Source organism: Achromobacter sp. SX5 (genome assembly GCF_056711425.1).
In genome coordinates, this window is the sequence record NZ_CM160041.1 from 5402129 (window position 1) to 5415715 (window position 13587).

At 69.4% G+C, this 13587-nt stretch carries 12 protein-coding genes; 10 read left to right on the top strand and 2 right to left on the bottom strand.

Annotation, left to right across the window (positions count from 1 at the left end; translation table 11 throughout):
- Positions 1–120: 120 nt before the first annotated feature.
- The 6 genes from nhaA (at position 121) to AC1M14_RS25360 (ending at position 6620) form a co-directional block, all read left to right on the top strand.
- A complete protein-coding gene (gene nhaA / locus AC1M14_RS25335; protein WP_479730640.1) occupies positions 121–1329 on the top strand; it encodes a Na+/H+ antiporter NhaA in 1209 nt (402 codons plus the stop codon).
- Between the two features lie 66 nt (positions 1330–1395).
- Positions 1396–1785: a DUF488 domain-containing protein gene (locus AC1M14_RS25340; protein WP_479730641.1), complete on the top strand. Its 390-nt coding sequence runs from the start codon at positions 1396–1398 to the stop codon at positions 1783–1785.
- 82 nt (positions 1786–1867) lie between these two features.
- Entirely contained in the window at positions 1868–2530 is a 663-nt protein-coding gene (gene tenA / locus AC1M14_RS25345; RefSeq protein ID WP_111826884.1) for a thiaminase II, read from the top strand.
- Positions 2531–2563: 33 nt separating this feature from the next.
- Positions 2564–3325, top strand: coding sequence for a uracil-DNA glycosylase (locus AC1M14_RS25350; RefSeq protein ID WP_102775166.1), 762 nt, complete (start codon positions 2564–2566; stop codon positions 3323–3325).
- A gap of 275 nt (positions 3326–3600) precedes the next feature.
- Complete coding sequence (locus tag AC1M14_RS25355; protein WP_479730642.1) at positions 3601–5340, top strand: DEAD/DEAH box helicase; 1740 nt, start codon at positions 3601–3603, stop codon at positions 5338–5340.
- Between the two features lie 89 nt (positions 5341–5429).
- Positions 5430–6620 carry a class I SAM-dependent methyltransferase gene (locus tag AC1M14_RS25360; RefSeq protein ID WP_102775164.1) on the top strand — a complete coding sequence of 397 codons (1191 nt, stop codon included), beginning with the start codon at positions 5430–5432 and terminating at the stop codon, positions 6618–6620.
- On the opposite strand, the gene AC1M14_RS25365 is transcribed toward AC1M14_RS25360, so the two are convergent.
- Entirely contained in the window at positions 6615–7727 is a 1113-nt protein-coding gene (locus AC1M14_RS25365) for a tRNA nucleotidyltransferase/poly(A) polymerase-related protein (protein ID WP_111826887.1), read from the bottom strand. The genes AC1M14_RS25360 and AC1M14_RS25365 overlap by 6 nt on opposite strands.
- Positions 7724–9859: a lytic transglycosylase domain-containing protein gene (locus tag AC1M14_RS25370; protein WP_479730643.1), complete on the bottom strand. Its 2136-nt coding sequence runs from the start codon at positions 9857–9859 to the stop codon at positions 7724–7726. The genes AC1M14_RS25365 and AC1M14_RS25370 overlap by 4 nt, the downstream gene beginning before the upstream one ends.
- Before the next feature lie 74 nt (positions 9860–9933).
- Here AC1M14_RS25370 and AC1M14_RS25375 point away from each other — a divergent pair, with 74 nt between their 5' ends.
- From AC1M14_RS25375 to AC1M14_RS25390, 4 genes are all read left to right on the top strand, one after another.
- Positions 9934–10608 carry a 5-formyltetrahydrofolate cyclo-ligase gene (locus AC1M14_RS25375; protein ID WP_102775161.1) on the top strand — a complete coding sequence of 225 codons (675 nt, stop codon included), beginning with the start codon at positions 9934–9936 and terminating at the stop codon, positions 10606–10608.
- 107 nt (positions 10609–10715) lie between these two features.
- Positions 10716–11579 carry a proteasome-type protease gene (locus AC1M14_RS25380; RefSeq protein WP_479730644.1) on the top strand — a complete coding sequence of 288 codons (864 nt, stop codon included), beginning with the start codon at positions 10716–10718 and terminating at the stop codon, positions 11577–11579.
- A gap of 314 nt (positions 11580–11893) precedes the next feature.
- A complete protein-coding gene (locus AC1M14_RS25385; RefSeq protein ID WP_479730645.1) occupies positions 11894–12400 on the top strand; it encodes a DUF3800 domain-containing protein in 507 nt (168 codons plus the stop codon).
- 132 nt (positions 12401–12532) lie between these two features.
- Positions 12533–13531 carry a tripartite tricarboxylate transporter substrate-binding protein gene (locus AC1M14_RS25390; protein ID WP_102775158.1) on the top strand — a complete coding sequence of 333 codons (999 nt, stop codon included), beginning with the start codon at positions 12533–12535 and terminating at the stop codon, positions 13529–13531.
- Positions 13532–13587 lie beyond the last annotated feature (56 nt).

Sequence of the window (13587 nt, forward strand, 5' to 3'; positions counted from 1 at the left end):
GCCCGTTTTTTGCTGAAAATCAGCGAAGATATCCGAAATAGAGCGCCATCGTTCATGTATTCAGGTAAAATTCAGGTTCTCGCCGCGTATATTATCAAAATGTAATCAAGGCCGTAAAAAGTGAATCGACCGGCTTCGTCCACCCCCAGATCCCCCTCCCTCTTCCAGGCCTTCCTGCAGTCCGAAGCGCTCGGCGGCTATGTCCTGATGCTGGCCGCGCTGGTCGCGCTGATCGTCGCCAACAGTCCGGCCGCGCCGTACTACTTCGGCGCGCTCGAAACCAAGTTCGGCTTCCAGGCCGGCCCGGTCGTGCTCAAGGAAAGCGTGCTGCACTGGATCAACGACGGCCTGATGGCGGTGTTCTTCCTGCTGGTCGGCCTTGAAATCAAGCGCGAGGTGCTGGACGGCCAGTTGCGCGGCGCGGCCCGCATCGTGCTGCCGGGCATCGCGGCGGTGGGCGGCATGGTGCTGCCTGCGCTGATTTACGTGCTGATCAATGCCGGCAGCCCCGAGACGCTGCGCGGCTGGGCCATCCCGGCAGCCACGGACATCGCCTTCGCGCTGGGCATCCTGGCGCTGCTGGGCAGCCGGGTGCCGACCTCGCTGAAGGTCTTCCTGACCGCGCTGGCCATTCTTGACGACCTGGGCGCCATCGTCATCATCGCGCTCTTCTATACGTCCACGCTCAATACCTTCGCGCTGGGCATGGCGGGCGCCCTGCTGGTCGTGCTGTTCTGCATGAACCGCATGGGCGTGCTGCGCCTGGCGCCTTATCTGCTGATCGGCGCGGTGCTGTGGTACTTCGTCCTGAAATCCGGCGTGCACGCCACGCTGGCCGGCGTGGCTCTGGCCCTGGCCATCCCGCTGCGCCCGCAGAACCAGGGCGATACCGGCGAATATTCCCCGCTGCATGCGCTGGAACACGCGCTGCACAAGCCGGTGGCCCTGCTCATCGTGCCGGTGTTCGGCTTCGCCAACGCGGGCGTCTCCTTCGCCGGCCTGGGGCTGGCCACGCTGGCGCAGCCGGTGCCGCTGGGCGTGGCGCTGGGCCTGTTCCTGGGCAAGCAGCTGGGCGTGTTCGGCTTTGCCTGGCTGGCCATCAAGAGCGGCCTCGCCACCCTGCCGCGCCACGCCACCTACACCCAGCTCTACGGCGTCGCGCTGCTGTGCGGCATCGGCTTCACCATGAGCCTGTTCATCGGCGCCCTGGCCTTCACCGACCCGGCCGCCGTGGACGCCACCAAGATCGGCGTGCTGACGGGCTCGCTGGCCTCGGCCATCGTGGGGTTCGTGCTGCTGCGCGCCGGCGGCCGCGCCGAAACGCCATGACGACGGGCGGGCGGCGCTAAAGTAGACGGTAGACGGGGTCAGCCGCCACGACCCCGAGGAGCCGCCATGAAACCGCCCGCCATCACCCTGCAACGCGTCTACGAAGGCACCGGACCGCAAGGCAACTACCGCGCGCTGGTGGACCGCGTGTGGCCGCGCGGGCTGCGCCGCGACGACCTGGGGCTGGACGAATGGGCCCGCGACCTCGCGCCCACCACCGAACTGCGCAAGTGGTTCAACCACGTCGAGGAACGCTGGGACGAGTTCCGCCGCAAATACCTGGCCGAGCTGGCCGCGCCCGAGCAGCAGGCCCGCCTGGAAGCCCTGCTGCAGGCCGCCGGCAAGCGGCCGCTGACCTTGCTCTATGGCGCCCACGACGCCGAGCACAACCAGGCCGTGGTGCTGCGCGACGCGCTGCTGGATTACGCCCAACGGCACGGCAAGCGCCACGCCTGAGGCCCGCCTCGGGGCGCGCCGGTCTTTGGTACCCTAGCCTCCTTTGGCCGGGCAGCCTGCCCACCCGCCTCGAGGAATCCCCATGTCTTTCAGCTCCGACGCCTGGGCGCGCAACGCCGCGCTTTACGAAAAAACGCGCGACATGCCGTTCAACCGCGAACTGGCCAGCGGCCAGCTCGACGAGAGCGCGTTCAAGCACTACATGATCCAGGACGCGCACTATCTGGTGGCGTTCGGACGCGCGCTGGCCATCGCCGCCGCCAAGGCCGACGACGCCGACGGCGTGGTGCAGTTCGCCGAAGCCGCCCGCGGCGCGGTGGTCGCCGAACGCTCGCTGCACGAAGGTTTCATGAAGCAGTACGGCATCGACGCCGCCACCTTCGAAGCCACGCCGCTGACGCCGGCCAGCCACCACTACACCAGCTTCCTGATCGCCACCGCCTGGAGCGCGCCGTACCCGGTGGCGCTGGCCGCCCTGCTGCCGTGCTTCTGGATCTACGCCGAGATCGGCCGCGAGATCCACGCGCGCGCCACCCGGCCCAATCCCTACGCCGCCTGGATCGACACCTACGCGGGCGACGAATTCCATGCGCTGGTGCGGGCCGTGATCGCCTCGGTGGATCGCGCCGCGGAATCGGCCTCGGCGCAGACGCTGGCGGCGATGCACCAGGCCTACACGCACGCGGCCCAGCTGGAATGGATGTTCTGGGACTCGGCCTATCGCCAGGCCGGCTGGCCGGCCTGAGGCGCGGCCGCGCCGTGTGCCAAAATCGCGCCCATGCCGACCGACAACCGCCTGATTCCCGCCGCCCTCGCCGCCCAGACGGCGCAACTTCCCGCCGCCTGGCTGGCGGCCTTTTCCGACCGGCCGGTGGCCGACGCGCTGGCCGCGGTGACCGCCCACGTGGAAAAACGCCTGGCCGAAGGCGCCACCGTCTATCCCGCCACGCCGTTTCGCGCCCTGCACGGCCTGGCGCCCTCGGACGTGCGCGTGGTGATCCTGGGCCAGGACCCCTACCACGGCCCCGGCCAGGCCCAGGGCCTGGCCTTCTCGGTGCCGGACGACTGCAAGCGCCCGCCCAGCCTGCGCAACATCTTCAACGAAATCGCGCTGGAGTACCCGGGATCCCGCGTGCCGGCCGGCAACGACCTGAGCTGCTGGGCCGAACAGGGCGTGCTGCTGCTGAACACGGCGCTGACCGTGGAGGACGGCCAGCCCGCCTCCCACGCCCGGCGCGGCTGGGAAACCGTGACCGACGCGCTGATCGCCCTGGTCGCGCGCGATCCGTCCCCCAAGGTTTTCATGTTGTGGGGCGCCCACGCCCAGGCCAAGCAGGCCCTGCTGCCGGCCGACAGCGGCCACCTGGTCCTGATGGCCAACCACCCCTCGCCGCTGTCGGCCAGAAGGCCGCCCGTGCCCTTCCTGGGCTGCGGCCATTTCCTGAAAACCAACGAATGGCTGGCCAACCAAGGGAAAAACCCTATTGATTGGGAGCTGGACAAAAAAATAATTCCCTTGCAAGGCGAATTCGGGTTATGATCGCCGCACTGCACAAAACGAGTTCGGCATTTACCGCCTTGATTTAGCGGAAGTTTTCGCAGTTCGCCGGGCAACCGCCCCGGCCCCATGCCGAACTATCATCGATTCCTGACCCCTTTCCTTTCGCCCTGCGTTCCAGTCAGTACACGAGAACGCGCCACGCGCATGGTTGATCCGGTCGGCACGATGCTCCATCAACCGTCGCCTGGATCCGGCCGCCTAATCCCCTGGCCCGACCAAGCATTGCGTCGCATTGATTGCGGCAAGGGAAAGTAATGTCTTTCGAAAACCTGGGTCTCGCTCCCGCCCTGTTGTCGGCCGTCCAAGAAGCTGGCTTCACCACCCCCACCGCCGTCCAGGCCGCCGCCATTCCGCAGGCGCTGGCCGGCCACGACCTGATGGTGTCCTCGCAGACGGGCAGCGGCAAGACCGCCGCCTTCATGCTGCCGGCCCTGCACCGCATCGCCCAGCACCCCGCCAACAAGGGCGTGGGCGTGCAGGTGCTGGTGCTGACCCCGACCCGCGAACTGGCCCTGCAGGTCACCGACGCCACCGCCACCTACGGCCGCAAGCTGGCCGACCTGCGCACCGCCACCGTCGTCGGCGGCATGCCCTACGGCGCGCAGCTGAAGGCGCTGTCGCGCCGCGTGGACGTGCTGGTCGCCACCCCGGGCCGCCTGATCGACCACCTGAACTCGGGCCGCGTCAAGCTGAACACCGTGCACACGCTGGTGCTGGACGAAGCCGACCGCATGCTGGACATGGGCTTCATCGAAGACATCGAGACCATCGTCGGCCGCCTGCCCGAAGGCCGCCAGACGCTGCTGTTCTCGGCCACGCTGGACGGCACCGTCGCCAAGCTGGCCGCGCGCATGATGCGCGAGCCGCAACGCATCGAGATCGCCGGCCACAAGGAAAAGCACACCAACATCACGCAAAGCCTGCTGTACGCCGACGACGCCAGCCACAAGATGCAGTTGCTGGACCACGTGCTGCGCGACGCCTCGCTGGACCAGGCCATCGTCTTCACCTCGACCAAGCGCGGCGCCGACGATCTGGCCGACCACCTGGCCGACCAGGGCTTCGCCGCCGCCGCCCTGCACGGCGACATGAACCAGCGCCAGCGCACCCGCACCCTGTCGCAGCTGCAGCGCGGCCAGCTGCGCATCCTGGTGGCCACCGACGTGGCCGCCCGCGGCATCGACGTGCAGGGCATCAGCCACGCCGTCAACTTCGACCTGCCGATGCAGGCCGAGGACTACGTGCACCGCATCGGCCGCACCGGCCGCGCCGGCCGCAACGGCCTGGCGTTCACGCTGGCCACGCATTCCGAGCGCCACAAGGTCCGCCGCATCGAGCACTACATCGGCCAGTCGATCACGCCCGAAGTGATCGCCGGCCTGGAGCCCAAGCGCACCCCGCGTCCGTCCACCGGCGGCCCGCGCGGTGGCAAACCGTTCGGCAAGCGTCCCGGCGGCGGCTACCAGGGCCATCGCGAAGGCCGTTCCTTCGGCGGCCCGCGCGGCGAGTTCAAGCCGCGTGAAGGCGGCTACCAAGGCCACCGCGACAGCGCCCCGCGCGAGGGCGGCTACCAGGGCAATCGTCCGTTCGGCGACCGTCCGGCGCGTTCCTTCGGCGACCGTCCCAGCTTCGGCGACCGTCCCCAGCGCGAGGGCGGCTACCAGGGCAACCGCTCCTGGGGCGACCGTCCCCAGCGCGAGGGCGGTTTCCGCGGCGGCGAGCGCGAGGCGCGCGGCTACAACGATCGTCCCAGCTACGGCGACCGTCCGCAGCGCGATCCGCGTCCGTTCAGCGAGCGCGGCCCGCGCGAAGGCGGTTTCCGCGGCGGCGACCGCGATTCGCGCCACAGCTACAACGACCGCGCCAGCTTCGGCGACCGCCCGCAACGCGAAGGCGGCTTCCGCGGCGGCGACCGTCCGGAAGGCGGTTTCCGCGGCAAGCCCTCGTTCGACAAGCGCCCCGGCGGCCCCAAGCGCTTCGACCGCCGCGGCTGATCCGACGGTCTGAGCCACGCAAACCCCGCGCTCCGGTAACGGACGCGGGGTTTTCTTAAAATGGCGGCCTGCCACCGCCTCATCCGATCATGCAACGCTCCGCCCCCGCCAATCTCCCCACCCTGTCGCCCGCCGCCCTCGAACATTCCGAGGCCGCGGCCGCCCATCTGCGCGATGCCATCGCGGCCCATGGCGGCTGGCTGCCGTTCGACCGCTGGATGGCGCAGGCGCTGTACGCGCCCGGCCTGGGCTATTACGCGGCAGGCAACGTCAAGCTGGCCGAGGCGGACGCCTCCGCCGCCACACCGGCGGGCGACTTCGTCACGGCCCCGCAGCTGACGCCGCTGTTCGCCCGCACGCTGGCGCGCCAGGCCGCCGAGGTGCTGCGCCAGACCGGCGCCGACGCCGTGCTGGAGTTCGGCGCCGGCACCGGCGCGCTGGCCGAAGGCGTGCTGCGCGAGCTGGATGCGCTGGGGCTGGCGCAGACCCGCTACCTGATCCTGGAAGTGTCGGCCGACCTGCGCGCGCGCCAGGCCGAAAGACTGGCGCCGTTCGGCGACCGCGTGCAGTGGCTGGACGCGCTGCCCGAGGCCTTTGCCGGCTGCGTGCTGGCCAACGAAGTGCTGGACGCGATGCCGGTCTCGCTCTTTCGCTGGAGCGACGACGGCGCCGCCGTGCTGGAACGCGGCGTGGCGGTCGACGATGCGCAGGGCTTCGTCTGGGAAGACCGGCCGGCGCCGCCGGCGCTGGCCGCCGCCGTGGCCGACCGCATGCCGCCGCTGCCGGGCTACGTGTCCGAGATCAATCTGCAGGCCGAAGCCTGGATCGCCGCGATGGGCCGCTGGCTCGAACGCGGCGCGGCGCTGCTGGTGGACTACGGCTTTCCGCAAGGCGAGTACTACCACCCGCAACGCGCCGGCGGCACGCTCATGTGCCATCTGCGCCATCACGCGCACGGCGATCCCTTTACCGCCCCCGGCCTGCAGGACATCACCGCGCACGTCGATTTCACCGCGATGGCCGACGCGGCGCAGGCCGCCGGCCTGCAGGTCCTGGGCTATACCTCGCAGGCCCGCTTCCTCATGAACGCCGGGCTGATGGAGCTGCTCGCGCAGCTCGATCCGGCCGACGTGCAGAACTACGCCAAGACCGTCGCGCCCGTGCAGAAGCTGCTGTCCGAAGCGGAGATGGGCGAACTGTTCAAGGTGCTGGCGGTGGGGCGCGGCATCGCGCAGCCGCTGGCCGGCTTCGCGCGCGGCGACCGGCTGGGCAAGCTATAGCGGCGCGGCGCCCGCGCGCAGCTGCTGCAGGCGCGCGGCGCGCACCCCTTCCTTGATGCGCGCCGGATCGCCGGCGCTGGCCCGCGCGATCGCGCCCGCATCCACGCCACGCACCGCTTCCACGCGCGCGCGCCACGCCTGCCGGTCCACCGGACGCAACACCGCCGCCGTCTCCAGCAGATCGGCGAAACGCTGCGGCTTGCGCAGCGCGTCGGCGCGTTCCATCAAGGCCAGCTGCGCGTCGGCGGCGTCGGCCGCCTGCTGCGCTGCGTCCAGCCCGGCCAGCACCTCGGGCAGCAGGCGCGCGTAGTCGTTGCACTCGGTGGGCACGCGCAGCCGGCGGCCCAGCGCCTCGCGTTCCGGCGTCAGGCGGCACAGCAGCGCATAGCGGCCGGGCAACGGCAGGCCCAGTCCGGCCGCGCGGTCCACGTCGGCGGCCGTGACGTCCACCTCCTGCAGCTCCGGCATCACCCGGGCCAGCGCGCCGCAATCGCGCAGCACGCCCAGCATGCGCGATGGCGTGGACGCCATGAGCCCGCGCGACAGTTCCTTCCAGACGCGTTCGGGCACCAGCGCGTCGGCCTCGCCGGCCTGGACCATGCGCCGGCACAGTTCCAGGGTCTCGGGCGCGATGGTGAAATCGCCGAAGCGCGCGGCAAAGCGGCCCAGGCGCAGGATGCGCACCGGATCTTCCTCGAAGGCCTCGCCCACGTGGCGCAGCACGCGGGCGCGCACGTCAGCCACGCCGCCCAGCGGGTCGACCAGCTCGCCCTCGGGCGTCTGGGCAATGGCATTGACCGTCAGGTCGCGCCGGCGCAGGTCTTCCTCCAGCGTGACGTCGGAGCCGGTATAGAAGGTGAAGCCCTTGTAGCCGCGGCCCGATTTGCGCTCGGTGCGCGCCAGCGCGTATTCCTCTTTGCTGCGCGGATGCAGGAACACGGGAAAATCGCCGCCCACCGGTATGAAGCCGCGCCGCGCCATGTCTTCCGGCGTGGCGCCCACCACGACCCAGTCGTGGTCGCCGGGCGGCAGGCCGAGCAGCGCGTCGCGCACCGCGCCGCCCACGATATAGACCCGCAGGCCCGCGATGGCGGGATCGCGGCTCATGGCAGCGCGGTGGTTTCGGCGCCCAGCGGCACGACGCTGCCCAGGCGTTCTTTCAGGGACTGGGGCTGGCCGCTGAACATGGCGGCGTAATAGACCGCGTTGGACATCACGTTCTTGACGTAGGTGCGCGTTTCCGTGAAGGGGATGGTCTCGGCGAAGATCGCGCCCTCGACCGGATGGGTGAAGGTCGAGCGCCAGTTGTGCGGGCGGCGCGGACCGGCGTTGTAGCCGGCGCTGGCCAGCATCTGCGAGCCGTCCAGGTCGCGCAGCACCATGTTCAGGTAGTTGGTGCCCAGCACGGTGTTGGTGTCGAAATCGTTGACGCTGTCGGGCGTGAAGTCGCTCATGCCGATCTTGCCCGCCACCCACTTGGCGGTGGCCGGCATCAGCTGCATCAGGCCGGAGGCGCCCACGTGCGAACGCGCGTCCATGATGAAGCGCGATTCCTGGCGGATCAGGCCGTAGACCCAGGCCGGGTCCAGCGCGATGGCGTTGGCCTTGGCGGTGACGCGGCCCTCGAAGGGCGCGATGAAGCGCTGGCTGAAATCGAATTCCTTCTCGGTGCGGTCGGACGTGTTGACCACCCGGTCGTAGATGTTCTCGGCCCGGGCCAGTTCGGCGGCGGCCAGCAGCTGGCGGTCGCTCATGCCGCGCAGGCTGTAATTCCATTCCGGCACCGCCTCGGCGCGCCAGCCCAGGCGGAACAGCTGGACCGCGCGGCGCAGGCCCGGGTTGGCGCGGGCCTCGGCGATTTCCTGGTCGGTCACGGGCGCCGGACGCGGCGGCACGTTGATGCGCCGGCCCAGCTCCTCGGCCGCCAGCTGGCCGTAGAAGTCGAAGCGGTCCGCGATGCTGGCGTAGGCGGCCGCGGCCTGTTCCTTGTTGCCCAGCGCGGCCTGGCCGCGCGCCTTCCAGTACACCCACGAAGGGTCCGCCTGCTGCGCCGGCGGCATCTGGTCGATGGATTCGATGACCCACTTCCAGTCGATCTTGGGCTGGCGCAGGGCCGCGCGCACCTTCCAGGCGGCGTTGTATTCCGTCATGCGGATATGGCCGGCCTCGCGATACCAGTCGTCGGCGCGGCTGTCGAGCTTGAGCGCGGCGGTCAGCGCGTACTGGCTGCGGACCCAGGCCAGGTTCGACTTGGCCATCGCCTTGGACCACTCCCCGGACTTGGACCATTCGCGGCGCAGGTAGGAATCGGCCACGCTGACATCAGAGCGCGCCAGGCGGGCCAGCGCGATGGTCACCAGCTCTTTTTCGTTGCGGCCCACGGGCAGGCGGTCCTGGCGCGTCAGCCACCGCATCGGATCCTTCATGAGCTGATCGTAGGCTTTCAGGTCGCCGGGCTCGAAGATGTATTGCACGAACTTGCGCGCATCGGTCGTCTTGTTGGCCTCGATGGCGTCGCGCAGCTGCGGCTCGATCTCCTGCCAGCCGAGCACGCCGTCGGCCACCAGTTGGTCATACAGCGCCCAGCAGGCCGAGCCCGGCGCGAAGGCGCTGGTGGCCTGCGCGGCGGTGACGCGCTTGCCGGTCATGTGCTGGGCGTCCAGGATGGCGCATTCGATCTGGGCGTTGCTGTTTTTCACCGGCGCCAGCTTGCGCACGGTTTCGAAGTCGCCGCTGCGCGCGGCCGCAAGCAGCCAGTCGCCGCGCAGCCGGTCGGCCAGATAGGAATCCGGATTGCTGCTGACGAACTGCTGCAGCGCGGCGGTGGGCCTGCCGCTGGCCGGCGGCGTCCACAGCTGATAGCGCAGCAGCCAGTATTCGGGATACATGCCCAGCGGGTCGGACTTGGCCTGCGGCACCAGCGCGCCCAGGATGGACCACTGCTTGCGCTGCATGGCCTCGCGCGCGGCCACCACGGCGGCCAGCGCGGGCGTATCGTTGGTGGGCGGCAGGCCCGCCAGCACGGCGGGCGGCACGGAAATGACAGGCTGCGCGGCCTGGGCGGCGGCCTGCGGCTGGGCATTGATGGACGCGTTGCGCTGCTGCGCGTCCACCGGCGCACAGGCCGCGGTGAACAGCGCCAGGAGCGGCAACCAGCGGCGCAGCCCGGCTCCGGCGACGGGGCCCGCGGCCTTGTGCGCGGATTTCTGATACCGTCCGGTTTGGAGAGTTTGTGTCATGCGCCGTCCCTCATTCGACCGCCAAAGCCGCCGCCACTTCCGCCATCTTTGTCCATTCCTGTCACTACCACCGCATGAGTACGCAAAATATTCCAGAGAATACCGCAGTCCAGCTACGCGCGCGATTGCGGAAAATGCGCGCCGAACTGCCTGAAAACCAGCGCGGCCGCGGCGCCCTGCTGATGCGCGCGCGGCTGTTCACCTGGCTGAACGCGGCGCGCGACGAAGCGGTCCGCGCCGGCCGCGCCGCGCCGGCCACCGTGGCCGCGTTCTGGCCCATGGCCGACGAGCCCGACCTGCGCCCCCTGCTGCAGCAATGGGCCGACGGCGGCGTGGCCGTGGCGCTGCCGGTGGTGCGCGAACGCAATGCGCCGCTCGCCTTCCTGCCCTGGACGCCCGAGGCCGAACTGCGCGCGGGCCCCTACGGCATCCAGGAACCGGTGCACGGCGCCGAACTGCTGCCCGACGTGGTGCTGGTGCCCACCCTGGGCTACACCGCCCAAGGCGACCGCCTGGGCTACGGCGGCGGCTACTACGACCGCAGCCTGGCCGCGCTGCGCGACCGCGGCCACCCGTTCATCGCCATCGGCATCGCCTGGAGCTGCGGCGCGCTGGACGCCGGCTACGCGCCGGCCGCGCATGACTTCCCGCTGGACGCGGTCCTGACCGAGGACGGCTGGGTGCCCGCCGCGCCGCTGGAGCAAGGCGGCGCCGGCGGCACCACGCTGCACAGCTACCGCCTGAGCTGACGCCGCCGCGACGGCCTGCGGTTTGCACCAAAACGGTGCAAACCGTAACGCGCGCCGGAACGCCCCGCAATACAATGAATGCGGCATGGCTTTTCCCGGTTCCGATCATGACCTATTGCGTCGCGGCCCGTCTCGATTCCGGCCTGGTGTTCCTTTCCGACTCCCGCACCAATGCGGGCGTCGACCAGATCAGCGTCTTTCGCAAGATGACGGTTTTCGAGCGCGCCGGCGACCGCGTCATGACGCTGATGACTTCGGGCAACCTGGCGGTCAGCCAGGCCGTGCTGAACGCGCTCACGCGCCCTCGCCCCGAAGGCTGCGAAACGCTCTGGAGCGCGCCCGACATGTTCGAGGCCGCCTGCGTGGTCGGCGCGGCGGTGCGCGAGGTCTACCGCCACGAAGCCGCCGCCCTGCACGAGCAGCATGTCGACTTCAACGTCAGCCTGATCTTCGGCGGCCAGATCGGCGCCGAGCGCTGCCGGCTGTTCCAGGTGTACTCGGCCGGCAACTTCATCGAGGCCGGCCAGGAATGTCCGTACTTCCAGATCGGCGAGGCCAAGTATGGCAAGCCCATCCTGGACCGGGTGCTGCGCCCCGACACCTCGCTGGACGAAGCCGCCAAGTGCGCGCTGATCTCCATGGACTCCACGCTGCGCTCCAACATCTCGGTCGGCCTGCCGCTGGATCTGCTGGTCTACGGCGCCGATACGCTGCGCGTCACGCATTTCGCCTGCATCGACGAGAACAATGAATACTTCCGCATGATCCGCGGCAGCTGGGGCGAGCGCCTGCGCCAGGTCTTCGCCGAAATCCCCGCTCCGCTGTGGACCAGCCCCGAGGCCCCGACCTCGCTGGTGCCGCCCAGCCGCGTGCACCAGCCGCTGCGCGCCGAACCGGTCGGCGAAACGGGCGCAAGCCACCCCGCGCCGCAGTCGCTCGCCGAAGACCCGGGCAAGAAGCAGGCGGGCTAGCGTCGGGCCATCGAATCCGGCCGCTAGCCCTCGTTGGCGGGATTCAGTCCAATACAGGGGTGTCGAGGCGCCCGGCTTCTTGCACCGGAGCGCGCAGGGGACTACATTTTCGCCAACGCATATGCCCGTCATGTGCCCACCTTCCGAGGCCCGCCGCAATGAATTGCGGCGGGCTTTCGTGTTTTGGTCCGGGCCGCTTCATGCGTGACATTTCCATGCACTGAAGGGTAAACAACCGGCTCCCGCGCAATACACTGCGCTATACCGTCAGGAATGTGCAGCGATACAGCCAACTGCGGACCGCCACGGGCCGATTGCTCAACCATATCCGGCAGATCGGCGGGCACGTGGTCTACAGCGGCGAACGCAAGACGGCCAGCACCTCGCGGCACCAGTCCGCAGAACGCTTCAAACACCAGCTGCTACGCATTGTCCGACGTGCGGACCGCTTCTTCTCGGCGCGGCAGGCCACCTTCATGCTCCTGGTCGACGAGCAACAAGCCGGCGGCAGTTGGCGCGAAATGAACGTGGAGGTCTGCACGCTGGCAATGTTCGAAGATGCCGCCCACCGATGCAGAACCCTGATCGAGCCGCTGATCCAAGGCGAGAGCCATCTTTTCCAGACGCTGCAGTGCGCGGACTGGATCTGTGGTCTGGTGGGCCGCCCGTGCGCGTATGAGGTGGCGTCCAGCCAGTACCGGGACTGGGAGATATTCCACCGCTACTTTTACGATCGGCTGCAGGCGGTCGCCCTGCCCTGCAGCGGCCTGGAACGATGCGAACGGCCAGCGATGCCCGCGGGTAGCCAGCCTTCCGTATAAACCCTCCTTTCCAGCTACCGAAACCCGGCTTGCAGAACCGCGAATTCTCATCCGGGCGCAGGTGGGCCACACTGGCCATGGCCCGTCATGCTTTGCCCTGGGGGCCCCCGATAAAACCACGAGGAGCGAGACATGCCCCCTATTTTCATGCGCGCGGCCCGACGCGCCGCCTGGCCGGTCCTGGCCCTTTCGTGCCTGGCGGCCGGCAATGCGGCCGCGCAAGGCGCCTATCCCAACCATCCGATTTCGCTGGTCGTGCCCTTCGCCGCGGGCGGACCCACCGACGTAGTCGCGCGCAGTCTGGGCGCATCCATGGCCAAGACGCTGGGCCAGAGCATCGTCATCGAGAACCGCACGGGCGCCGGCGGTACGCTGGCCTCGCAGCACGTGGCGCGCGCCGCGCCCGACGGCTACACCTTCCTGATCCATCACAACGGCATGGCCACCGCGCCGGCGCTGTACCGCAAGCTGTCGTTCAATCCGCTGACCGACTTCGCCTATGTCGGCCAGGTGGCCGACGTGCCCATGACGCTGCTGGGCCGCAAGGACCTGCCGGCCGACGGCATGCCGGCCTTCATCAAGTACGCGCGCGAAAACGGCAACAAGATCAACCTGGCCAATGCCGGCCTGGGCGCCGTGTCGCAGCTTTGCGGCATGCTGCTGCAGGAATCGCTGGGCGTGCAGTTCACCACCGTGCCCTACGCCGGCACCGCGCCGGCGATGACCGCGCTGCTGGGCGGCCAGGTCGACGTGCTGTGCGACCAGACCACGCAGACCATTCCGCAAATCAAGGCCGACCGCGTGAAGCTGTACGGCGTCACCACGCTGGAACGCATCAAGACGCTGCCCGATGCGCCGACCTTGCAGGAAAGCGGCCTGAAGGGCTTTGAGGTCAAGGTGTGGCACGGCGTCTACGCGCCCAAGGGCACGCCGCCCGAGGCCATCGCCAAGTTCAACGCGGCCCTGCGCGCCGCGCTCAAGGACCCGGCCTTCACGCAGAAGATGGCCGAGCTGGGCGCCGAGATCGTGCCGGAATCCAAGCAGACGCCCGAAGGCCTGCAGACCTGGCTCAAGAGCGAGGTCGACAAGTGGGGCGGCGTGATCCGCAAGGCGGGGGTATACGCCGACTGAAGCACGGCGGGCAGCGGCGGTTGCCGGTGCCCGTTCATGAATATATATTGCCGTGC